The organism is Pandoraea bronchicola, assembly GCF_902459805.1.
Lineage (GTDB): Bacteria > Pseudomonadota > Gammaproteobacteria > Burkholderiales > Burkholderiaceae > Pandoraea > Pandoraea bronchicola.
On the sequence record NZ_CABPST010000004.1, the window covers coordinates 286,979 to 310,480 of the forward strand.

General features: G+C 61.0%; 14 protein-coding genes and 1 pseudogene. 6 read left to right on the top strand and 9 right to left on the bottom strand.

Annotation, left to right across the window (positions count from 1 at the left end):
• Positions 1–16: 16 nt before the first annotated feature.
• Positions 17–763: pseudogene (locus tag PBR20603_RS11410) on the bottom strand (methionine ABC transporter ATP-binding protein); the annotation flags it as partial.
• Positions 764–881: 118 nt separating this feature from the next.
• Positions 882–1,703 carry a MetQ/NlpA family ABC transporter substrate-binding protein gene (locus PBR20603_RS11415; protein ID WP_150559630.1) on the bottom strand — a complete coding sequence of 274 codons (822 nt, stop codon included), beginning with the start codon at positions 1,701–1,703 and terminating at the stop codon, positions 882–884.
• A gap of 323 nt (positions 1,704–2,026) precedes the next feature.
• Between PBR20603_RS11415 and PBR20603_RS11420 the strand changes: the two genes are divergently transcribed.
• Entirely contained in the window at positions 2,027–3,280 is a 1,254-nt protein-coding gene (locus PBR20603_RS11420) for a serine hydrolase (RefSeq protein WP_246174549.1), read from the top strand.
• Positions 3,281–3,323: 43 nt separating this feature from the next.
• Here the strand turns inward: PBR20603_RS11420 and PBR20603_RS11425 are convergent, their stop codons facing one another.
• Complete coding sequence (locus PBR20603_RS11425; RefSeq protein ID WP_150559631.1) at positions 3,324–4,835, bottom strand: MFS transporter; 1,512 nt, start codon at positions 4,833–4,835, stop codon at positions 3,324–3,326.
• Positions 4,836–5,157: 322 nt separating this feature from the next.
• Between PBR20603_RS11425 and PBR20603_RS11430 the strand changes: the two genes are divergently transcribed.
• Positions 5,158–7,233 (top strand): OPT family oligopeptide transporter, encoded by a 2,076-nt coding sequence (locus tag PBR20603_RS11430; protein WP_150559632.1) that lies wholly within the window; start codon positions 5,158–5,160, stop codon positions 7,231–7,233.
• 836 nt (positions 7,234–8,069) lie between these two features.
• Here the strand turns inward: PBR20603_RS11430 and tssE are convergent.
• The 6 genes from tssE to tssK all read right to left on the bottom strand — a co-directional run bounded on the left by tssE (position 8,070) and on the right by tssK (position 15,732).
• On the bottom strand, positions 8,070–8,501 hold the full coding sequence (gene tssE, locus PBR20603_RS11440; RefSeq protein ID WP_150559633.1) for a type VI secretion system baseplate subunit TssE: 432 nt from the start codon (positions 8,499–8,501) through the stop codon (positions 8,070–8,072).
• Positions 8,498–11,239, bottom strand: coding sequence for a type VI secretion system ATPase TssH (gene tssH / locus PBR20603_RS11445; RefSeq protein ID WP_150559634.1), 2,742 nt, complete (start codon positions 11,237–11,239; stop codon positions 8,498–8,500). The genes tssE and tssH overlap by 4 nt, the downstream gene beginning before the upstream one ends.
• Before the next feature lie 96 nt (positions 11,240–11,335).
• Positions 11,336–11,833 (bottom strand): type VI secretion system tube protein TssD, encoded by a 498-nt coding sequence (tssD, locus tag PBR20603_RS11450; protein WP_150559635.1) that lies wholly within the window; start codon positions 11,831–11,833, stop codon positions 11,336–11,338.
• A gap of 100 nt (positions 11,834–11,933) precedes the next feature.
• Positions 11,934–13,598 (bottom strand): OmpA family protein, encoded by a 1,665-nt coding sequence (locus PBR20603_RS11455; RefSeq protein ID WP_246174551.1) that lies wholly within the window; start codon positions 13,596–13,598, stop codon positions 11,934–11,936.
• 14 nt (positions 13,599–13,612) lie between these two features.
• The gene (locus PBR20603_RS11460; protein ID WP_150559636.1) at positions 13,613–14,374 is read right to left on the bottom strand and encodes a DotU family type IV/VI secretion system protein; all 762 of its coding nucleotides are present in this window, start codon (positions 14,372–14,374) and stop codon (positions 13,613–13,615) included.
• Positions 14,371–15,732: a type VI secretion system baseplate subunit TssK gene (gene tssK, locus PBR20603_RS11465; protein ID WP_150559637.1), complete on the bottom strand. Its 1,362-nt coding sequence runs from the start codon at positions 15,730–15,732 to the stop codon at positions 14,371–14,373. Before tssK ends, PBR20603_RS11460 begins: the two co-directional genes overlap by 4 nt.
• Before the next feature lie 434 nt (positions 15,733–16,166).
• Here tssK and tssB point away from each other — a divergent pair, with 434 nt between their 5' ends.
• The 4 genes from tssB (at position 16,167) to PBR20603_RS11485 (ending at position 23,497) form a co-directional block, all read left to right on the top strand.
• Complete coding sequence (gene tssB, locus PBR20603_RS11470; RefSeq protein ID WP_150559685.1) at positions 16,167–16,679, top strand: type VI secretion system contractile sheath small subunit; 513 nt, start codon at positions 16,167–16,169, stop codon at positions 16,677–16,679.
• 73 nt (positions 16,680–16,752) lie between these two features.
• Positions 16,753–18,309, top strand: coding sequence for a type VI secretion system contractile sheath large subunit (tssC, locus tag PBR20603_RS11475; protein WP_150559638.1), 1,557 nt, complete (start codon positions 16,753–16,755; stop codon positions 18,307–18,309).
• An 82-nt stretch (positions 18,310–18,391) separates the two neighbouring features.
• Positions 18,392–20,722: a type VI secretion system Vgr family protein gene (locus PBR20603_RS11480; protein ID WP_150559639.1), complete on the top strand. Its 2,331-nt coding sequence runs from the start codon at positions 18,392–18,394 to the stop codon at positions 20,720–20,722.
• A gap of 9 nt (positions 20,723–20,731) precedes the next feature.
• Positions 20,732–23,497, top strand: coding sequence for a glycoside hydrolase family 19 protein (locus PBR20603_RS11485; RefSeq protein ID WP_150559640.1), 2,766 nt, complete (start codon positions 20,732–20,734; stop codon positions 23,495–23,497).
• The last annotated feature ends 5 nt before the right edge of the window (positions 23,498–23,502 follow it).

Below are 23,502 nucleotides of genomic sequence, written 5' to 3' on the forward strand. Positions count from 1 at the left end.
AACGCCCTTGCCATGCGTGTTGGAGCGGACGCAGCAACGCACGTGTCGCATCTGCCTGTGGATTCGCGAAGACGTCGTCGACCGGACCCAACTCGGCAATACGTCCCTGATCGAGGACCAGCACGCGGTCGCAAGCCTGATGAATCACGCCCATGTCGTGGGTGATGAGCACGACCGTCAGCCCGAACTCGCGCTGCACGTCGCCGAGCAGCGTGAGGATCGCATCGGTCGTCTCGGGGTCGAGTGCCGAGGTTGCCTCGTCGCACAGCAGAATCTCGGGGCGATGCACCAGCGCCCGCGCAATGCCGACACGTTGCTTCTGACCACCCGAGAGCATCGCGGGATAGGCCTCGGCTTTGCCCGCCAGCCCCACGAGCGAGAGCAGTTCACTCACGCGCGGGGCGATCTGTGTCTTGGGCACGCCCGCCACACGCAATGGCAACGCCACGTTCTCGAAGACCGTTTTCGCCGAGAGCAGATTGAAGTGCTGGAAGATCATGCCGATGCGGCAGCGCAGGCCCACAAGGGCATCTTCGCCGAGTGTCGCGACATCGATGCCATCGACCTTGACATGCCCGGTGCTGGGCAGCTCCAGCGCATTGATCGTGCGCAGCAGCGTGGATTTCCCTGCGCCGCTGCGGCCGATGATGCCGAAACTCTCGCCACGTTGCACCGCGAACGAGATGTCCTGCAGCGCGGCACTCGATGCGCCCGGGTAAATCTTGCCGAGCCCATCGAAGGTGATGTGCGCGACCTCGCGCATTGCCGCTGTGGGCAGTCGGGTGACGGGGGCCGTCGAAGTGTGTCGGGTAGCCATCGCATGTTCCTCGCTGGTGACGGGGGGTATCGGACGGGCGACGCACGTCGCGCCGCGTCTCGCCTCAGAACGCCGGGACAACCGAACCCTGATACTTCGTCTCGATGAACTTGCGCACTTCGTCAGACTGATATGCCTTGACCAGCGGTGCGACCCACGCCGCGTGCTTGTCCTTCTCGCGCACGGCAATGATGTTCACGTAGGGATTGTTCTCGCGCTTTTCCACGGCGATGCCGTCGCGCGTAGCGATGAGGCCGACCTGATAGGCGAAGCTGTTGACGATGGCCGAAGCATCGACGTCAGGCAGCGAGCGCGCCAGCACGACCGAGGCGCTCTCGATGAAGTCGAGCTTGCGCGGATTGGCCGTCACGTCGGCAAGTGTGGCCGTGCCGGTGAACGGATCGAAGCCGTCGCGCAGTTTGATCAGACCGTGGTCGCGCAAAATCACGAGTGCGCGGGTCTGATTGCTCGGATCGTTCGGCAGACCGATCTTCGCGCCGGTCGGCAACGCTTCGAGCGACTTGTACTTCTTCGAGTAGAAGGCGATAGGCGAAATCAACGTGTCGGCCACCGCCACGATCTTGTAGCCGCGCTGCTTGACCTGATCGCGCAGGAACGGAATGTGCTGGAACGAGTTCGCATCGAGATCGCCGTTATTGAGCGCTTCGTTCGGGCTCGCGGTACCGGTGATCACCACCGGTTCGACGTTCAGGCCACGCGATTTCGCGACCTTCGTGACGACTTCCCATATCTCCTCGTCGACACCGCCACGCACGCCAACTTTGAGCGGCTTGTCGGCAGCATGCGCGCCCATCGCCCCCAGCGAGCCGATGGCCAGTGCGAGCGAGAGACTGCCGAGCAGGCGAAACAATTGGCGGCGTTGCATGGAGGGTTCCTTTTGATTTGGGTCGGGAGGGGGCCGGTTCAGGCGAAGGCACAGTCTAGGAAACCGCCCCGGTTGCCGTCCAATAACAAATCGCGCAAAGCAAATACGGCACGCGACGCAGAGCATTCGTACGCCGAAGGTTCGATATAGGTAACTTTTGGTAATACGCCGCGCCCAAACTCAGGAACTCCTCGTTGACGTGCCGTCCAACAGGTTTCCCCGTGTATTGCGCCTGTGTCCTGCGTGGCGGCCGCCGCCGCGCGAGGCTGTTCTTTTGCATGCACGCGTCGACCGTCACCCTCTCACTACGGAATCGCGCGAAGATGTCTGCCCTGTGGTATCCGCTGATCAGCCCCTGCCTGCCCCGTCTCTATCGTCTGCCGCCACGCGCCATCGCGCTCGCGCGTCTCGTGCTCTTCGGCGTGATCTTGCTTATCGCAGGACTGCCTGTCAGCGATGCGCTCGCCGCCACGGCCCATCACTCGAGCACAGGCAAGCGCCGTGACGAAGCCGTCAAGAAGAAGAAAGCGGCGGCAAAAAAGCCGTCGAAGACCACGCACCGAAAGGCGGCGGCAGCGAGTCCATCGCGCAAACGGGCGGCGAGTCGTCAGGCAAAAGCGCCCTCTGGCCACAAGGCTGCGAAACCACCGCGTCAGGCGAAAGCGGCGGTGAAACATTCCTCAGTGGCAGCAAAGCGCGGTTCCGCCGCGGTTGCCCGTGCGGCCGCAGCCGCCACCGCTGCATCAACCCAGATTGCCAAAGCGGCCCCCGCCAAGGTCAGTACCGACGCGAAACCCCGGTTGCTCGCACGCTGCGGCTTCACCCCGGCCTCACGCAAGCATTTGTTCTCGCGGGCCGTCTATATCGTCGATGAGAAAACGAACACGCCACTCTTTGCGCGTAATGCGGATCAGGTACGGCCGATTGCGTCGCTGTCCAAGCTGATGACGGCCATGGTCTGGCTCGATAGCGCTCCGGCGATGCGCACGCCGCTCGCCGTAACGAGCGCGGATCTCGATACGCTCAAGTTCACGCGCTCGCGCCTCGCGGTGGGCTCGACACTCTCGCGCGCCGACATGTTGCACATCTCTTTGATGGCGTCGGAGAACCGTGCGGCCGCGGCGTTGAGCCGCGACTATCCGGGCGGACGCACCGCCTTCATCTCCGCCATGAACGCCAAGGCTCGTGCCCTGAACATGCCCAACACACGTTTCGAAAACGCGACCGGGTTGTCGCCGCGCAATGTGTCGACGGCGCGCGAGCTGGCGCATCTGGTGCGTGCGTCGAACCGCTATGCGCTCATCCGCCGCTATTCGATCGATCATCAGCAACGCGTGCGCACGGGCAAAGGGCAATTGCAGTACGTCAATACGAATCGCCTGGTGCGCTACGGGAAAGTGAATGCGAGTGTGCAGAAGACGGGATTCATCAACGAATCGGGGCACAACATGGTGATGCGCGTGATGGTGCACAAGCGTCGTCCCGTCATCGTGACGATGCTCGGCAGCGACACCCCTGAAGGCTCTCGCCTGGATGGCGTGCGCATCGCGCATTGGTTGTCGTGTTCGCTGCAATGAAGCGCGCGCCCGGCGCAGAGCGAGCGCGCATTGGGCTTGCCGGTCAGCGCGTGCGCGCGTGCCAGCAGCACCAGACGGCCGTCGCGAAGAGCAGCAACGCCCCCGCGCCGATCACGGCGTTGAACCCGTCATTGAAGGCGGTATTCGCCACGGTCGTAAGTGCGTCGGCAAGCGCCGGCGGTAGGTGCTCCGCGACCCACTGAGCTTCGTCGAGACTGTCGCGCACGGTGCCGGGCAATGTCGCTGTCTGCGGCACATCCATCGAGCGGCCGTAGACAAACGTCAGCAGGCTGCCCATGAACGTCACCCCCAGCGCGCCGCCGAGTTCGTAGGACACCTCTTCGACCGACGCCGCCATGCCGGCGCGCTCAGGCGGTGCACTCTGCATGATGGTGCTCGATGCGGCAGTCATCGTTGCGCCGACGCCAAGGCCGAGCGTCGCCAGCGAGAGCGCCGACAACACGAGGCCCATATCGCGAAGCACCAGGTAGCCGGCCATACCGGCCGCCGACGTCAGCAGTGCAATCGGCAGCATCCGTGCGCCCATGCGCGGCAGCAGGCGCCCGGCAATCGGGCCTGCCACGAAAGCGGCCAGTGACAGCGGCAGGTTCGCCAATCCAGCTTCCAGCGGGGAATACCCGAGAACCAGTTGCAGACGCTGGCTGAACACCAGTTGCATGCCGATCAACGCGGCGGCCGCCACCAATGCCGCCGCCACCGCGCCAGAGAATGCCGGATTGCGGAACAGCGCGAAGTCGAGCAACGGATGTTCGCTGCGTAGCTGCCGGCGCACGAAGGCCCACAGGAAAACGGTACCCACGATCAGCGCGACGACGATCGTCGCCCCGTGCGGCGAAGGCTTGCCGGCGCTCTTGATCGCATACGTCAGACCGATCAGGCCGACCATGAAAAGCATCGATCCGAACCAGTCCCAAGGTTGCTTCGACGTTGCACCGCCCTTCGGAATCAGCCACCACGCGAGTGGCAATGCGATCAGCACGATGGGCACGTTGATCAGGAATACCGAGCCCCACCAGAAATGCTCGAGCAACGCGCCGCCGACAATGGGCCCAAACGCCGCACCGCCGGAAGCGACCGATGCCCAGATACCGATAGCGAGCGCTTGCTCATGTGCGTCGGCAAAGGTCAGGCGGATCAGCGACAACGTGGCGGGCATCATCATGGCCGCACCGACGCCGAGGAACCCGCGCGCGCCGATCAGGAAGTTGGCATTAGGCGCCAATGCCGCGGCGAGCGACGCCACGCCAAAGACCACCAGCCCGGCAAGGAAAAGACGCTTGTGGCCAAGTCGATCGCCGAGCGTGCCCATGCCGAGCAACAGGCCCGACACCACCAGTGCGTAGGCGTTCACGATCCACAGCTTGGCGGAAGCCGTCGCTGCAAGATCGTGGGTCAGACGAGGCAGTGCCGTATAGAGCACCGTCATGTCGATCACGATGAGCAGCAGCGCCACCGATACGACGGCAAGCACCCACCAACGGCGTGCGCCGCTCGACTGGATTGCCGGATGCGATGAAGTGGGCAGACTGGACATCGGAAAGCTCCTTTTACGGCGCAAGCCCCCTTTTCCCCTGAGGAGCCGCGCGTTCTCTTTTATTTATAGGGAAAACCCGCATAATCCATCAATAAATCGATTGGGAAAAGTTGGATTCCATCGAGTAAATAGATAGGCTTTCGGTGCTTTAGCCTAAACCGGTTGTCAGACGGGGTTGTGTGAGTGAGCGCCTGCTCCACGCGTCCGAAATATGCGATTCGAACGGTCGTTCCATGTCTGCCGTCAAGACTGGCGGCGCACTACGGGGGCGCATACAATTTGCGCCACATTCTCATTGGGCGAAAATCCCCCCGATTCATACATGGCATCTCTTCCGACCCGAATTCCCGACACCGTCTCGCTCCCAGAATTGACGGTGCGCGGCATGATCCTCGGCGCCCTGATCACTGTGGTGTTCACCGCTTCCAACGTCTACCTTGGCCTGAAGGTCGGGCTGACCTTCTCCTCATCGATTCCGGCGGCTGTCATTTCCATGGCCGTGTTGCGTGCGCTGCGTGGCGGGAACATTCTCGAGAACAACATGGTGCAGACGCAGGCGTCTGCGGCTGGCACCCTCTCGTCGATCATTTTCGTGTTGCCGGGCTTGTTGATGATCGGTCACTGGCAAGGCTTCCCGTTTGGCTTGACGCTCGCGATATGCGCGTCGGGTGGCATTCTTGGTGTGCTGTTCACCATCCCTTTGCGGCGTGCGATGGTCGTCGACAGCGATCTTCCGTACCCCGAAGGTGTCGCGGCAGCAGAGATTCTTCGCGTTGGCAGCGAGGGGGACGACGTGACGGCGGCCGACGGAAAGGCCTCACCGGCGCGCGCGGGTGCCAACGAAGCCAGTGGTGTGCGCGAAATCGCGTTCGGTGGTGCGATCTCGGCACTGTTCGCCTTGGCGACGGCGGGCCTGAAGGTGTTGGGTGAGAGCATTACGGTGTGGATCCCGGCCGGCGCCGCCGTGTTCCGCCTGACGACCGGCTTCTCCCTCGCGTTGATCGGTGCGGGTTATCTCATCGGGATGGTGTCGGGCATCGCGATTCTGCTTGGCATTGTCTTTAGCTGGGGCATTGCCGTGCCGGTGCTGACGTCTATTACGCCGAACACCGACGGCCAGGCGATCGCCGCGTTTGCCAACGGACTCTGGCAGCACAAGGTGCGATTCATGGGTGCCGGTGTCATTGGCGTGTCTGCGATCTGGACACTCATCACGCTCGCGAAGCCGATGGTCGATGGCGTGAAGACGTCGTTCACCGCGCTGGGACAATCGCGCGGCACACGCGGCAAGAGCGCTGCACCGGGACGCACCGAGCAAGACCTCTCGCCGTATTGGGTGATTGGGCTCACGCTCGTTTGCGTGGCCGTGTGGGTCGTGACATTCGGTGTGTTCCTTGCGCAGGCCCCCTTATCGTTCGGCGGCATTGCGACGCTGGTGGCTTGCAGTGTGGTGTTTGCGGTGGTTTTCGGCTTTCTTGTGGCGGCGGCCTGCGGCTATATGGCCGGACTGGTGGGCTCGTCGGCCAGCCCGATTTCGGGTATCGGGATCGTTGCCGTCGTGCTCGTCTCGCTGCTGATTCTCAGCGTCAGCCAGGCGAGCGGGCTGCTCGACACGAGTGAGGGCAGCAAGCTCGCGATTGCGCTGGCCTTGTTCACGACGTCGGCCGTCATCGCCATTGCGACGATTTCGAATGACAACCTGCAGGATCTGAAGACGGGTTGGCTCGTAGGTGCAACGCCGTGGCGTCAGCAGGTGGCGCTGCTCGTCGGCTGCGTGGTCGGCGCCGCGGTGATTCCCCCGGTGCTGAACCTGCTGTACAACGCCTATGGCTTTACCGATGCGTTGCCGCGTCCGGGCATGGATCCGTCGCAGGCCCTTTCCGCACCGCAGGCTATTTTGATGACAGCGATCGCTAAAGGCATCTTCACGCACAAGCTCGATTGGTCGATGCTTGGCATTGGTGCGCTGCTTGGGCTCGCACTGATCGCCGTTGACGCCGTACTGGCCAAGCGAGGCGGTGTCGCGCGACTGCCGGTGATTGCCGTGGGCATCGGCATCTATCTGCCGCCGACTATTGGTTCGGTGCTGGTGATTGGTGCGCTGTTGGGCTGGATCGCGCAACGCGTGCTGAAAGCGCGCGCGAAGGCGCAGGGCAAGGACTTTGGTCCGTTCGCCGAAGCGGCTGAACGTCGAGGCGTGTTGCTCGCGTCGGGCTTGATCGTCGGTGAGAGTCTTGTCGGTGTGGCGATGGCGATGGTGGTCGGCTTCACGGGTTCCGACTCGCCGCTGGCGATCGTCGGGAGTGGTTTTGCCCCGACATCCGAATGGCTGGCACTGGTTGTGTTCGCAGGTATCTGTGTCGTGCTGGTTCGACGCGTTCTCGCTACGACGCGGTAACGCGCAAGTCGAGCGAGTTCGATAGTGGTTAGTGTTTTGGATTTTATATCTACGCTGTGAGCCCCTGGGTCCTCGATCGGCATCGAGGGGCTCACAGTACGCCCTCTCTCGCACGCCCCCATTCCCCTGCTCAGTCGATTTAACGCAAGGCACGGTGTAGTGCCAGGCAACGGTCGACCGTCTCCTGATTCTTGCCCCGATACGATTGTCGCTATGAGCCTATCGGGCTCAATGGGTGCGGACTTCGATATCCGCGTTGACCGAACGGATGCGTGGTTCGAAATTGATCACTGTCGTCGAACTGAACTATCGGATTCAATTGGCGCCCCCGTCACGGAGGGATATGAACGAGCGATACTTCGAACTGCCCCCACCAAGCAGGATAGAAAGCATGCCTGGGCTTTGGCGGTTCAAGAGCGGCGTGGCGCAAATCGTGCGATCGTCGCAATGGCCAACAAGATGGCTCGTAACATCTGGGCCATACTCGCCTCAGGCCAGCCTTACCGTTCTGCGGAACCTTACCTCCACCGACGGTGCATTGATGATTGACAGTGGCACACCGGTCGATCCCGCGAACAGGGAACCTGATTTTTATAACGGCCCTAGAGGTCTTCGAGTTGTTGAGGCCTATTTGCTCTTCGGTGGACTTCGATTTCTTCATGCAAATCGCCCGCCCGTCAGGGCTTCAAATTTGCCAGAAATCTCCAGTTTCAGGTGCCTCGGTCTTTCGGGGGCAGGTCAATGTTCCGAGTCTCCCGCTTTAACGTCTATGCTTCTCTTATCGGATCGACGAGATCACGAAGTCTGGAGGCGGCGCAACTGGCTGGGCGCACGATTCACCGAGAATGTTGATTTGCAAATCTTCGCTGCAATCGCACTCGCCCCCGCGACTCAAAATACGTCCCAAACCGCACAAGCCCTGCTTTCTTGAGATGGCACGTCATCTCGAAACTCATGACAACACCGGGATCATCGTTCGATAGCACCTCGACGTCGACCGCCCTTATCCGCGGCTCATACGCAAGCAGTGTGGCCTCCAACTGGGCCTGCAACTGACTTGCCGACGCCGGGAGCGCACGGTAGACAAGGCTCAGGTCGGGCAGTCCATACTGTGGCAAGTGCTTTACGGCGCCGGCGCGAGTATTCAAGATCCGATGGACGTTTCGTTGCACGCTCAGGATCTCCAGCGTGCGATCGTCGTTCGCCGCAATCGGCTCACCGTCGATGTGCCCAAGCAGCATGTCGTAGAGCGATGGGCCGACCGTCATCGTGCGACTGGGGGCGTTAGCACCTCTGGTTCCGCGTGCTCGAGGGAAGCGATGTGGTCGAGAAAGTCGATGTCGAGTTGCCCTTGCGTCGATAGCGTCAATTCGATACCCGCTGGCGTGCCCCCCGTGGCCATCCGTTCGAGCAGTTCGCGCGCGATGGCCGGCAGGATCTGCTGGTGAATCATTGCATCAATGCTGCGCGCTCCCGACGCCCGCGCCTGGCATTGCGTTGCCAGCGCCATTTCCAACGTTTCGCTCGTGTTTAGCGTCACGCCGTGCTGTCTTCTCAAACGTTGCGCGACCTTGGCCATCTTCATGGCAACGATCGACCGCAACGCGTCTGTTTCGAGCGGCCGGTACACCAGCGTCTGAAAGCGTGCCAGCAACGCGGGTTGAAAGTGCTGAACCAGTTCCGGGTGAATGGTCTCGAGTAGCGCGCCGTGGTCAATCTCCGGACTGTCCGTCGTCGCCTGTTCGATTGCCGAACTGCCCAGATTGGACGTCATCAAGATCACGCAATTGCGAAAGTTGATCTCGCGCCCCTCGCCGTCCCGCATCGTCCCGCGGTCGAACACTTGATAGAACATGTCAAGCACGTCACGATGCGCTTTTTCCACCTCATCGAGCAGCACCACGCTGTACGGGCGCCGACGTACGGCTTCGGTCAGCACGCCGCCACGCCCGTAGCCCACGTAACCCGGCGGGGAACCCTTGAGCTGCGAGACCGAGTGCGCCTCCTGATACTCGGACATGTTGATCGTGGTGAGGGCCGCTTCGCCACCAAACAACACGTCCGCCAACGCCAACGCGGTTTCGGTCTTGCCCACGCCCGAGGGTCCCGCGAGCAGGAATACGCCCAGCGGCGCATGTTCTGTCATCAGCCCGGCCTTGGCGGTCCGGAGGCTCTGCGAGAGCCCCTGCAGGGCGTCGGTCTGGCCGACCACGCGGGCGCCAAGCTGTGCTTCCAGCGTCAACAGGTTCTGTAACTCGTCGGCCAGCAGATTGCCCACCGGTACGCCGGTCCACTCTGCCACCACACGGGCAATCGCCTGTGCGTCCACATCCGCAAAGATCAGGGGCTGCGACCCTTGTGCGTCAGCCAACGCTTCGCATGCCAGCGCGAGTGCTTCGCTCCCTGTGTCTGTCGACCAGCTCTCGCGTTGCGTGTGAACCGCCGTGACCAGCTCGCGTTCGTGCTCATAGCGATGCCGCAGGTCGTCCGCCCCGGCCCTTGCCGCACGTAGTTCCGACGCAATGGCGATGAGTCGCTCCTTCGCCCCGCCAATTCCCTGTGCAACATCGGACTCGAGCGTCAGTAACTCGATCTCCAGCGCCCCCTGACGCGCCCCGGCCTCCTGAAGCGCCACCGGTGCGGACTCCAAACCCATGCGTACGCGCGCCGCTGCCGTGTCGATCAGGTCGACGGCCTTGTCCGGCAACTGCCGCGCCGGAATATAGCGTCGCGAGAGCTTGACTGCAGCGACCAGCGCTTCGTCCCGAATGTGGACACGGTGGAACGTTGCGTAGTACTCCTTGAGTCCGCGCAGCATCAGGCAAGCGGCCTCATCATCGGGCTCGTCGACTTTGATCATCTGGAAACGCCGCTCAAGCGCTGCGTCCCGTTCGAAGAACTCCTTATACTCGGCCCATGTCGTCGCTGCGATCGTACGCAGCTCGCCGCGCGCCAGAGCAGGCTTGAGCAGATTGGCCGCATCAGTTCCACCCGCAGCATTACCTGCGCCAATGAGCGTATGCGCCTCGTCGATGAACAGCAACACCGGCACGCTTGATGCCTGCACCTCGTCGATCACCGTCTTGAGACGTTGCTCAAACTCGCCTTTCACGCCGGCACCGGCCTGCAGTAACCCAAGGTCGAGCGTGAGCACTCGCACGTTGCGAATGACGCTCGGCACGTCGCCGGTCGCCACGCGCAGCGCGAGCCCTTCGACCAGCGCCGTTTTGCCAACCCCGGGTTCTCCCACCAAAATCGGATTGTTCTTTCGGCGTCTGGCCAACACGTCGACCATCTGCTGAATTTCGCGATCGCGCCCGAAGACGGGATCAATTTCTCCGTTTCGTGCCTTTTCCGTCAGATCAATCGCGTAACGGGCAAGTGCGTTTGACTGTGCCGCCAGCCCCGCGCCGTTGGCCGCGACTCCGGCGTGCGATGGCGCTTTCAGTGCAACATCATGCTTGAGCGCCTCCCTGGACGTTGCTTCGGCTTGGCCTCGGACCGCTGCCGAAGATGCGTCGAGGGCTGGCTGCGTTTCGCATGTCCGAGGGCCAAGCCGCGAGAGAAGCCGACCGATCTGGGCGCTGCCGAAGCTTAGCAACGGCCAGGCGTGGCGCGCGCGCAGTACGTGCGGTGCATCTACGATAGCCTGGAGCAAGTTGGCAGAACGGATAGGCCACTGGGCATCTTCCGCGCAGGCATGGGGCCAGGCATCCGAAAGCACGGCAGCCAACTGGGGGGATAACGAGGGCTTTCCTCGCAGGTTGCGCGGCAGTCGGTCGATGGTGGACATCAAAGCGTCCCAAACCGCATCCGCATCGATGCTGTAATGGCACAAAATGGCGGGGATATCGCCGTCACCGGCCTCAAGGAGCTTCAGCAGCCAGTGCTCGACGGTGATTTCGTCCGCGAGCCGCATCCTGCAAAGACTCGCGGCGGCCTCGAGGGCCGTCGCGCAGTGAGTATTGAGGTGTTGCAGCAGGTAAGTGGTATCGCGAGAGGTCATGTCAGACAGGAAGGAATTCCGAGAGGCCGGGGATCGCTGCCGACGCCGGGTGCCACGGCACACCGGCTATCGGCAAGTCGTTATCGTGGCAATGCGTCAGGCGGCTTTACCGCCGCGCTCGTTCCACGAATCCTTGTGCTGGATGTTGCCGTCGGCATACTTCCACTGGATGGTTTCGTAGCGCAGTTCCACTTCTTCGAGGTGGTTGTGCTTCTCGAAGCTGGGATCCTTGATGTCCAGCATCTTGGCCTTGATGCGAACAACCTTCACGTTCTCCATCACCGTCGTGAAGTACTCTTCCTCTTTGCCGGCACTGTCAATGGCGTATTCGCGGATCGTCACCGTCTGCAGCGTCTTGCCCGACGTCAGCGCTTTGTACAACTCAGGCGTAGAACGGTCCTTGGCCTTGGTGAGCAGGTACGGCTTGTGCACGCGCGTGCCCGTCAGTTTGCCCGTGTTTCCGTCGGTCGGAATATAGACGTCGTGGTCATAAGCGACGAGTTCGACGCTACCCTCGCGACCCTTGACGGTCACCGAACCGTCGATTTTTTTGCCGGCGTCGTCAGACAGAAACATATAGCCAGGAATTGCCATGCGTTGCTCCTAGATTACTACTGCAACAAGTGCCCGCAGGATGTACCCGCGGGCGGTTGAATCCCGAAACCCACGGTTCCGGGGACATAAGGCGAGGACGTCAAGCCCCGAAGTCAGGCACCAACGTAATTTCGACACGGCGGTTTTTGGCACGCCCCGCATCGGTGCCGTTGCTCGCGATCGGCCGCGTATCGCCGTAGCCCTGAATCGCGAACTGCGTGGAAGCGATGCCAGACGCTTCGGCGAGCCAGTCCCGCACCGCCTCGGCGCGCGCTTTTGAGAGCTTCAGGTTGAAATCCGAGGTACCGACGTTATCGGTGTAACCGGCGACGAGCACGCGCTTGTCCGCATGTGCCTTGATCATTTCCACTGCATCGACCATCAGCTTCGTGGAACCTGGCTTGAGCGTTGCTTTACCGCTGTCGAAGAGCGACATGCTGTCGAGGGTGATGACCGAGGGCGGGGCTTCTGGTGGAACGTACGAGGCGATGGCCTTGTCCAGAGGATCCATTAAGTACGCCCCGCGGTACATACCGAACGAGAGGCGCAGCGGCACGCCCAGGCGCGCGTAGCGGTCCAACTGGTTGCGATCGCTCACCAGCGTCTGGAGCGCGTCGCGCTTTGCGACGTCGTGGCCCGGCTCCACCGCCGCGTATCGCGCGAGATGGCCCTGAACCCGGCTAAGCAGTGACTCGTTGTTCTTGCCTGCCGCCCAAAAGGCGAAAGTGCTGGCGCAGGCGAGGAGCGTGAGCGCGTGCACGACCGTGCGCGAGAGCGCGGATAAATGCGGACGACGGTGGATCGCGGCAAGGAAGGGATGCGGCAACGGCCATGGCTGCGTCGAAGCCTGAGCGCTGGCGGGCCGCACGCGCGTGTGAACGGCGACGCCCCGCTCCCACGAGTGTTGCCAATTCGTTGCCGGGCCGCAATCGATCCACGCCACACCCTGTACGCGCACAGGGGATGCTGACAGATCGGCATCGGTGAGACTGGCCAGCAGGATGCGCGCCGACCACGGCACGATCGACGCCAACGCCGCTGCGCGAGCAAGCGCCGTGACCTCACCGCCGGCGCGCTGCGCGGCCTGTTCGGCAGACGTCACGACGCCCTCCAACTGGCGGGATTCAATGGCAGCCCGTTCAGACGCCACGCCGAACCACTCAGGAGTGCTGGCGGAATCACCGGGCGAGAGACGCTGATAAACGGCCACGTACCCCGGTAGCTTTTCGCCGACCGACCTGGCAACGCCGGCCAACGCTTGCCGCACGCCGCGCAACATCCGCTCCAGGCTATCGGCGTGTACGTGAAGACCGGGTGACACGGTAATCACCGCGCCCTCCGGCGGGATTCCATTGCGCCATTGTTTTACAGCGAACGCGAGCTGTGGCAGATCGGCGGGATTGTCGACTCGAAGCCAGATCGCACCGGCTCTGTGATGGACAAGGCTGTCGTGCCCGGCGCGGTCAAATATGGACGGCAAGCCGTCGCCCACCGCCAAGAGCACCGGCATGCGCGCGAGCTGCTCGGCCGGGATGTCGCCCAGCGTCGCGTGCATTGCGGCACAGATTGCCGCCACGCCCTCACTCGGCTGGACGGCCGCCCGCCCGCCGCCCAGCCAAACGGCAAGCAGCGCCAACGCAGCGATGACCATCGTCAGCAAGATCGCCACGTCCGTTGCCACCGGGCTTACCAGCCAGAGCACGGCAAGCGCCAGCGCAGCGGCCAGTGCGACCATCGTTCGGCGAGGATAGGTGAAGGTTTGCACGGAGCACCCGGCCTTCACGGGCGTGCCGCTGCGGCGTGGGGTGCAGCTACGCTTTTGGCGGGAACGATGTGAGAGAGCTGGACACTGAGCGCCGTATGCCAAACGCCCCATACCAGCGCGGCGATCACGCACGCAAGTCCTGCCATGGCCCACGGAGACAGCCGGCAGAACCAATCGGACAGTCGCCGGTTTGTCCGCTCGATGACAAACGGCGGCTCGACTTGCGGTCGAAGTGCTGCGATCCGGTTATCCAAATCCGCGATGAGCTCGCGCCGTTTGGCGTCACCCAACAAAGCGTATCGGCCCACGAAGCCCAACCCCAGTATGGCGCTGTAGAACTCAAGGACGTCCGCGCTCGTGGCCGACGTGGCTAGGTGGGTGTCCAGTCGGGCAAACACTCGCTCCCCAGCGTCATGAACGCCAAATCGTTCTACCTGCAATGGGGCGAATTCCCACCCCGCGCGGTCGTTGTCGCTCAGATAACGTAATGCGGTCTCGTCAAGCAAGGCGCACAGTGCCACACTCGCATCTGCCTTGACCTCTGCGCCGATGCCGCCCCGCGCTAGCGCAGCGTCGAACTCATCAAGCAACTCCTGGCTGCGCGCTCGCAGCGCGGCAGAATCCGGAACGGTTCCCCCGCCCGCAAGCGTTGCGACGAGCAGGGCAACATCGCGCATAAAAGGACGAATGGGCGTCACCGATGCTGCAGCGTTCGTGGACGGTGCCATAGTGTCGGTCGTGGCCGATGCGGCAGTTTCAATGGCAACGGCATTCATGAGCGAAGCACCGCGTAGAGTTCCACCGACGCATCGGCAAGCGACACCGGCAGGTAGATTTGGCAAGCGCGCGCCGCCAGCATGCGCGTGAGCGCGTCGCTTGCGCCGTCGAGTGCGAAATATTGGTTATCCAGGCGCACCGGGATGGCCGATGGCACACGCTGCACCGCCGTCACGGGGATGCCCAGCAACGCCGAGTTGACGATGCGCTCCACATCGTCCGGGGCGCCGATCTTGCACAGCCGCGGGAACTGCACAGCCAATTCCGTGGCCGGCACCGGTGCGCTGACCGAGACGTACCAGTCCACGGCCCCCTCCACAATCCGCTCGTCGAGGATCTGCCCTGCCCACGTTGTCGCAGACTTTCGCTGCAGCCCGATCGGCACGACACGGGACGGAATGATTGCGTCAAGCAGTTCCCGAATGGTGGACTCAAGCGCAGCAAATACCTCGTCAGCTCTCTGGTGGTCATACTCGGGGATATCGGCAAGCTGCGCTTGCGTGGAGAACGTCATCAACATGCTGGCCAACTGTGCCAGCGTGACGTACAGAAACTCGGGCGGCCGATTCGGATAGCGCGCAAAGTGCCGCAACTGTGGCCATGCCTGATGAATGCAATGCAGCAACCAGAAGAGCTGCACGTCGGCCACACCATACTCAGTCACCTGTGCCGCCTGATCGAGCCGCTCGCTGCGTCGCGTACCGAGGGCCAGACTCTTCGCATGGAGAATGTCCGCCATGCGACCGATTCGTTCGATGTGACGCGCGTGGCCGGCGAGCGCCAGGCAGGGCGGCACGAATTCGCGATCAACGCGGAAGCGCCCGTTGGCCGCACGGGACAGGCGAGCGATGACGCACACGGTGTCATCGGCATGCGGCTCGAAGTCGAACAGCAGCCGCACCGCGTGCCGCTCGGCTGCAATCTCGACCGATTCGGTGCCGTACTGATCAATGACTTTTACGTAATCACGGTACGACCGGTGCGGACGTGAAGCGGGCGTCGCATCAAGCCGGCAATTCGAGCCGTTTGCGTCAGGCAGCGCCAGGGCGGCAAGCACCGTGAGCGACTGCACATCGGGCGCCAACCCTTGCGTGAGATCACGCGCGGCGGGCAATGCGTCGACGAGTGTCGTGTCGATCGGTGTGCCATCGGGAAATCGCAGCTTGAGACGGCTGAGCTTGAGGCGCCCTGCCTCGAGCGCCTGCTCGTCCACTTCGACATCGAGCGTTCCCCACGGACTCGACAGCACACTGCCGGTGATCTGTTGCAGAGAAAATCCGGTCCAACGATCCTGCTGCTGAAAATGCTGGGGAGAGAGAATCAGCCCTTCCTGCCAAAGCGGTTTGTCAATGCGCATAAGAGTTGCCATAAACCGAGCACACAAGGCGCCGGATTCTACACGCACATTTCAGGTAAATACCTGCGTTAAATCAATCCACCATGCCTCGCATCACGGAAATGAAAAATACAAAAATGAGGTATTCCCCATATTCTTTTCGATTCACTTTTGATAATGAAATGAAAAAAAGAAGTGCACCACGAATATCGCGAAAACCTTCGTCATTACTGGAGTCCCGGGGAAAAACTTATATTTTTGATTCACAACTTACAATTCCACGTCAATGAGACGATTCTTAAATAGTGATCACTTAGGCTATTTCCACTAACGCCCTCGGATTTTGACTGCGCCGAAAAAGGCGTGTTATATAGGCACCCTTTCACGTTCTCAGTCGCGCAGCATGCGCTGCTGAGTGGCGGTCTTCTTTAAAACCGAAAGGGAAAGTGAGCAAATTGGACAGCTTCCAGAGAGAAATTCCGAAGAATCGCATTTCAATCACACTCGACCTGCATACTGGTGGCGCCCAGAAAAAGGTCGAGCTGCCGCTCAAGATGCTGGTGGCGGGCGACTTCAGCGCCGGGCGCGAGCAGGCCCCCCTCGCCGAACGTGCCAAAGTCAACGTCGACAAGAACAACTTCGACGCGGTGCTAGCCGACTACGCTCCTGACCTCAAGTTCGCCGCGCCCAACCTGCTCGCAGGTGACGATTCGGATATGCCGGTCAATTTGCAGTTCCGCTCGATGAAAGACTTTGAGCCGGAGCAAGTCGCCCGCCAGATCCCCGAGCTGCAAGCGCTGCTCGCGATGCGCAACCTGTTGCGCGACCTCAAATCGAACCTATTGGACAACACCGGTTTCCGCCGCGAGTTCGAGAAGGTACTCAAGGACAAGCGTTTGTCGGACAAGCTGCGCGGGGAACTGGCACAGATCGCCACGGCCGCCACGCAAGCCGAAGGCCATGCCTGAGCGTGGGAAGCCCAAACAGGCTTTCACCGCATTCCACAATCAAGTCACTCCACGAACCCAGGCGGAAACCGAAATGAAGTCGAAAGAAGCGCAACAAGGCGCGGCTCAGGCCGTAGTGCTGGACGCAAAAGACAAGTCGAAGGCAGCCATCGACAGCGTGTACGCATCGCTGTGCAGCAAGATCAATCTCCAACCCGTGACCGAAGCCCGTCCGATCGAGGCCTTCCGCGATAACGACATGTTGGCAGAAGCATCCGCCGACGAGCGCATCGCACGTGGCATGGGCGCATTCCTCGAGTTGGTGTCGAAGTCGAGTCAGGCGGTCGACCGACTGGACAAGTCGCTGCTGGACTTCCACATCGGCCAGTTGGATCGCCAGATTAGCCGCCAGTTGGACGCGGTGATGCATTCGCAGGAATTCCAGGCGCTCGAGGGCCGTTGGCGAGGCCTGAAGATGCTCGTCTCGCGCACGGACTTTCGCAAGAACGTCAAGATCGAGGTGCTCGACGTCTCGAAGGCCGCGTTGCAGCAGGACTTTGACGACGCCCCCGAGTTGATCCAAAGCGGGCTGTATCGCAAGACGTACGTTGACGAATACGATACGCCGGGCGGCGAACCGATCGGTGCCATGATCAGCGACTTCGAGTTCGAAAACTCGCCGATGGACATGGCCCTGCTGCGCAACATCTCGAAGGTCGCGGCCGCAGCCCATATGCCGTTCATCGGTTCGGTGGGGGCAGCGTTCTTCGGCAAGCAGTCGATGGAAGAGGTTGCGGCCATTCAGGACATCGGTAATTACCTCGACCGCGCTGAGTACATCAAGTGGAAGAGCTTCCGTGAGACGGACGACTCTCGGTACGTCGGTTTGACGATGCCACGCGTGCTGGGTCGTCTGCCGTATGGCAAGGACACCACGCCGGTTCGCGCGTTCAACTACGAGGAAGCCGTCAAAGGCCCGGATCATGACAAGTACCTGTGGGTCAACGCGTCGTTTGCGTTTGCGGCCAATATGGTGCGCAGCTTCATGAGCAACGGCTGGTGCGTGCAGATCCGTGGTCCGCAGGCTGGCGGTCGTGTGGATGACCTGCCGGTGCACCTGTATGACCTCGGAACCGGCGTACAGCCGAAGATCCCGACCGAAGTGCTGATTCCGGAGACGCGCGAATTCGACTTTGCCAATCTGGGCTTCATTCCGCTATCGTTCTACAAGAACCACGACTTCGCGTGCTTCTTCTCGGCAAGCTCCACGCAAAAGCCGGCGCTCTATGAGACGAAGGAAGCCACGGCCAACAGCCGCATCAATGCGCGTCTGCCGTACATCTTCCTGCTCTCGCGCATCGCGCACTACCTCAAGCTGATTCAGCGCGAGAACATCGGCATGACCAAGGATCGCCGCGTGCTCGAGCTGGAGATGAATAGCTGGATCAAGGGACTGGTCACGGAGATGAACGACCCGAGCGACGCGCTGCAGGCGTCGCACCCGCTGCGTGAGGCAAAGGTGATCGTAGAAGACATCGACGACAACCCGGGCTTTTTCCGCACCAAACTCTTCATCGTGCCGCACTTCCAGGTCGAAGGCATGGACATCGGGCTCTCGCTCGTGTCGCAGCTGCCCAAAGCCAAGGGCTAACCTCTGTTTGATCGCATAGGCCCCTCGGCGCGCTGCCTGGCGTGCCGAGGGGCTGCTGTGCCTGCGTTTGCAAGGAATACACGTGTCGACGATTGTGCCTTCCCAGGCTTATGAATTGAAACTGGCGCCACATCCAGCGCCGTTCTCGGTGTTGAAGTTCTCGGGAACTGACCGCGTCAGTCAGCTTTACCGCTACGAGATTGAATTCACAAGCCCCCAGGCGGGTATCTCAATGGAATCGGTGCTGGGGCGGCCGGCACGCTTCAGTATCGAGCCGATCGTGCCCAGCAAACGCTGGAAAACGCTCGCGCAGACTACGGCAAACGGGCAGTCCCCCGCGTACACCGTTCACGGCATCATCACGCAGTTCGATGAGTTTGAGACAAGCGCAGACCAGACACGCTATCGCGTCGTCCTGGAGCCCAAGCTCGCCGACCTGAACCGGGCGGTGACCAGCCGGCTATTCCAGAAGCAAACGCTGGAAGAAATCATCACCTCGATCCTGCGGCACGAAGGGTATGCCGCAGGTGTCGACTTCATCTTCAAGCTGCGTGACCAGAACTACAAGCGACGGGAATACGTCACCCAGTATCACGAGACGACCATCGCTTTCATTCAGCGCCTTTGCGCACAAGAAGGCGTGTGGTTCCGTTTCGAGCAGCAGAAAGATCGCGCCGCCGTTGTATTCGGTGACGACGTGGATGCCTACGCGCGCAAGCAACGTATGCTGCCTTACCGGCGCGACGGTGGTTTGGAATCGAGTGGCGCGGAAGCCGTCACAACGCTGCAGAAGCGTACGCGCCGCGTGCCGGAAGCGGTTCGCCTGCATGAATACAACCATCGCGCCGCCGATACGCCCCTACTCGTCGAGCAAAGTGCGGTACGTGATGATGTCACCACCAATGCCGTCGACTACCACTGGGGCGAGCATTACGAAACGCCGGAAGAAGGTGAGCGAATTGCTCGCATTCGACACGAAGCGCATCTTGCACGGCAACTGACGCTCTCGGGCGCTGGCAATCCGTTCTGGGTCGAAGCGGGGGAGGTGCTCGGCGTCGAGCCAGCCCCCAGCGATGCCCCCCACGGCATCTTTGTGACCTCGATCACCTCGCGCGGCAGTCGCACCGAGGCGTTCTGGATCGAATTCGAGGGGATTCCGTCGAGCCGCATATGGCGCACGCCCCTTGACACGATCTCGCGCCCGGTCGTCGACGGGATATTGCCCGCGCGCGTCATCTCCCCCAGCAACTACAAGTACGCCTACCTCGACGAGCATGGCCGCTATGTGGTGAAGCTCCCCTTCGATCTGGACGAGTGGAGCCCTGGCGGCAGCAGCCGCCCCGTGCGTATGGCTAAGCCCTACAGCGGCGGCAAGTACGGACACCACTTCCCGCTCATTGACGGCACCGAAGTTGCGCTGATCTTCACCAACGGAAATCCTGACCGCCCCGTCATCGTGGGGGCGATGCACAACAGCGAGCAGCCTGATCTTGTCACCAGCGAGAACAAGACCCGCAACCTGATTGTCACCGCCGCCGGCAATGTGCAACGCATGGAGGATTTGCAAGGCTCGGAGCATGTTCACCTTGCAACGCCCTATCAGGCCAGCGAGTTGAATCTTGGGCATATGGTCGACCGCGAAGCCAAAGCTCGCGGCACCGGTGCCGAGCTTCGCACGGACGGGCACGCCGCAGCGCGTGGAGCCAAGGGGCTGCTGCTGTCTGCGGAGGTACAACCCGGAGGCACAGGACAACATCTGGCGATGCCGAGTGCCGACCAAACGCTTCGGCAGGCACAACAGATCCTCGGTTCGCTAAACACCGTGGCATCCGCCGCGAAGGCAGTCCTGGCCGACGTCGATGCGCAGCGCGTGTTGATTGAACAGCATTTGAACAAGCTGCAGCGGCCAGCCATCGTCGCGACCGCACCGGAAGGAATCGGTATCGCCAGCGGTCAGGACATGCAGATCGCGGCGCAAAAGCAGATGTTCGTGACTGCCGGCGAAGGGCTCGACGTCGGCGTCATGAAGCGGATCACCGTGGCCGCCGGCGAGACACTGTCCTTTCTGGCCGGAAAGCTCGGCATACGCCTGTTCGCGGCCAAGGGCAAAGTTCAGATAGAAGCTCAGGCGGATGGCATGGAACTGCTGTCCATGCATGACATGTCGATCAGCTCGGCTGACGGCCAGATCACGGTGACAGGCAAGCAGGGCGTGACGATCGGCGACGGCTCCGGCGCATACCTCAAGTTGTCTGGCGGGAAAGTGGTGCTGGGAAGTCCTGCTGGGGAAGTCGAGCTACACGGGGATCTGAGCGTCCTGTCACCGCAAGGCGGATCGTTCAAGTTCCCGTCGTGGGCTGATTCGCAACTCTCGCTGCAAAAGGCCCATGTCAACTTCAGTGTTTCCGAATGACGTCCCCGTATGAGCACTAATTCCTCACCGCACCCAGCCAGTCCCACACCGGCCACAGACACGAAAGTCAAACGCCCGTCGTTTGGTTTTCCCTTCCTGAAAAAGGGAAATGGTCAAAACGCCTCCTCGAGCCAGTTCGCCGACGAGCACGAGATCTATCAAGGACTGGCAAATAGCGAATCCGCAGGCGCGTACCTGGTCGGCAGACTCGGCTTGTGGCACGGGGGCGTTCACGTCACGGCGGCGGGTTTTGGTCGTCACATCGATCTCGCCGCCGGTGTGCGCTGCATCGCCGATGGCGAAGTCGTGGCATACCGAATCAACCATAGCAACCTGAAAAGCGATCGGCCTGATAGCGGCGGGACCGATACGACAGCAGCGGAATACAGTACCGGCTTTGCGCTCGTGCGGCACACGATGGAGTTCCCGAAGGGAAAGACGCTGACGTTCTTCAGCCTCTACATGCACTTGATGTCCCACGATGATTACCAGAAGCCGGAACATTCGTCTTGGACCAAGCCTGCCTATTGGCCGCAGCAGTGGGAGGTCACGCAATACGCGCGGGATGTGCCCGCGAAGGGACGCCTCGGGCAGACCGCCGATGCATCGCAGCGTGGCCTCCGGGTGCGCACCCAAGCCAATGGCCACATTCTTGCCATTTTGCCCCAGGGCGCGCGCGTCACGCTGGATCCCATTAAGCATGGGTGGGGCAAGCTCAAGACGCTGGACCTCAATGGCAAATCGCTCATTCCCGGTCACGCCGACGGTTACGCCGACTCGGCATCGATCAACAATGGATGGATATCGGTGGGCCATGAGCACGGCGGCTCGCTCGTTCAGGAGATCGTGCCCGGCGACGTCTTCGAGACGGTGCAGGTGCCCGGCACGCCCATCCCGATAAAAATGGGAGATCTGGTCGGGCACCTCGGGCGTTACGACAAGCTGGAACCAGGTTCAGGACCCAATCGCCAGGTCCATCTCGAGACGTTTACCGGCGACGATATCGACGGATTCATCGAGACATGCTGCGATTGGGTTACCCAACATGGTGCGCACAAGGAAGACTGGGCACCCCTTGGGCTGCCGTCCGAACCGACGATCCTGCGCATTGCGGCCGGCACAACGCTCTATGAACGCCCCGGAAGCGGCATGCCCAGGGGCGTGGAACCGCAGGTTGGCAAGACGGGAGTCGTTCAGTCATACGCCATGGCTGCGCTCGCACGCGACACCGATCGCACCTACACCGAGCCCCAGGTCGATCAAAGTGCCGACCGGAAGGTCACCTGGTGGCGGGTCGAAAGCGCAGATTTGCGTGGCAACCCGATCAAAGGCTGGGTGCGTGACTTCAACCATACCCCTGGGCGGGTGACGCGTGAATTCCCACAGAAATGGGTCGACTTCAAGTGCATTTCTGACGACCACGACCCCGCTCACACGATTTTTGCTGACCCGGCAAGTTGGGGCGAATTCGCGAAAGCACCGGACGCGTCGGGCGTTGCCTCACGAGGCAAGCTAAGCCCGCTGATGCAACAGGTCTACGATCTCCTTTTCACCGAGGGCAATGGCGAACAAGCCGCAATTCAAGTGCGGGATATGTCGACCGTGAGCGGCAACGGCTACCCGTGGCGTATGCAGGCGGCATCACGTCTTATCGTCAAGCACGAGAGCGAGTGGGCAGCGCCATCGAAATGGGCGGAACTGTTCGCTGCGCTCGAAGCGCAAACCGGTCCGTCGGCCAAGCACAATGAAGAGAAGAAGCGCATTGAGAAATTGGTTTGGTGGGAAGACGTTAGCAAGAAGATTCCGGGGTTTCCCGCAAATGCGGTGTTCCACGTCAATCCGATTGCATTGATAGCGAACTTCTTGGGCGCGTCAGATACCTGTGCATGTGGCTGCTGTCACGGTACTAACTTCAAAGTCACTCGAATGCTCCCCAACTACGGCCCCGTCTATTGGGGAACCAAGCCAATGGAGCAATCGGAAGCGTTGAACGCAATGTTAGCCGTAGGCGACATATCGGAAAATGAACGTCGAATCCTTGTGGCAATGTCAAAAAACGAGGGGAAACTCGACGCCGTTCAGTCATACGACAGCGAAATCTTGACAGCCGGGGCAATGCAAAAAACCATTAACCCAATGGGATACGGAGAATTCCCAACTCAAGTTGCAAAATTCAAAGCATCAGACGAATCTGACTATCGAAAATTTTTTGAGCAATGCGGTTGGTCCGTCGAAGGCTCAGGGAGGTCATCAATGATGTATTACTCCCATCCGAGACTCACAGATGGGATGAAGAAGACTGGGATCGACCTGAAGGAAATTCTTCGAAAAGATTGTTCTGAAAATAATTTTGGTAAAGAAATAGAGAATGCGCCACTTTCAGCAATTGTTCACGCCATTTCCAGTGAATCATATGAAAAACGTCAGTTGATGGACTTCATCGATAGATTGCGGATCGACGTCTTGCCAATTGTCCCGAACGGCTACACTCACCCTGTTAGCGCCTATTTCCTTTCCGACCTGGGACGTGCGACTGCCCTGGATCAAAGCGTGAATCGCCCGGCTTATGTTGGGCGCGATATCGGCAGGGCATTGGATAGATTTTTCGAGAATCATCCGTCAATATCAAAGAATCCTAATGACTGGGGTGAAAATCGATCGGCGTTTGAGTCCGAAGTTCTGGAAATATATGGCCCGTCTAGGGAAATGGCGAAAGTTCGAGGCATCAGTGTCGCTGGAGATAGGTATGCTTCCCTAAAAGGCAGTGTCACGTAATACTT

Bases quoted from the DNA above. Each gene is read 5' to 3' on its own strand.
- PBR20603_RS11415 (WP_150559630.1), bottom strand. From the start codon at position 1,703: ATGCAACGCCGCCAATTGTTTCGCCTGCTCGGCAGTCTCTCGCTCGCA.
- PBR20603_RS11420 (WP_246174549.1), top strand. From the start codon at position 2,027: ATGTCTGCCCTGTGGTATCCGCTGATCAGCCCCTGCCTGCCCCGTCTC.
- PBR20603_RS11425 (WP_150559631.1), bottom strand. From the start codon at position 4,835: ATGTCCAGTCTGCCCACTTCATCGCATCCGGCAATCCAGTCGAGCGGC.
- PBR20603_RS11430 (WP_150559632.1), top strand. From the start codon at position 5,158: ATGGCATCTCTTCCGACCCGAATTCCCGACACCGTCTCGCTCCCAGAA.
- tssE (WP_150559633.1), bottom strand. From the start codon at position 8,501: ATGACGGTCGGCCCATCGCTCTACGACATGCTGCTTGGGCACATCGAC.
- tssH (WP_150559634.1), bottom strand. From the start codon at position 11,239: ATGACCTCTCGCGATACCACTTACCTGCTGCAACACCTCAATACTCAC.
- tssD (WP_150559635.1), bottom strand. From the start codon at position 11,833: ATGGCAATTCCTGGCTATATGTTTCTGTCTGACGACGCCGGCAAAAAA.
- PBR20603_RS11460 (WP_150559636.1), bottom strand. From the start codon at position 14,374: ATGAATGCCGTTGCCATTGAAACTGCCGCATCGGCCACGACCGACACT.
- tssK (WP_150559637.1), bottom strand. From the start codon at position 15,732: ATGCGCATTGACAAACCGCTTTGGCAGGAAGGGCTGATTCTCTCTCCC.
- tssC (WP_150559638.1), top strand. From the start codon at position 16,753: ATGAAGTCGAAAGAAGCGCAACAAGGCGCGGCTCAGGCCGTAGTGCTG.
- PBR20603_RS11485 (WP_150559640.1), top strand. From the start codon at position 20,732: ATGAGCACTAATTCCTCACCGCACCCAGCCAGTCCCACACCGGCCACA.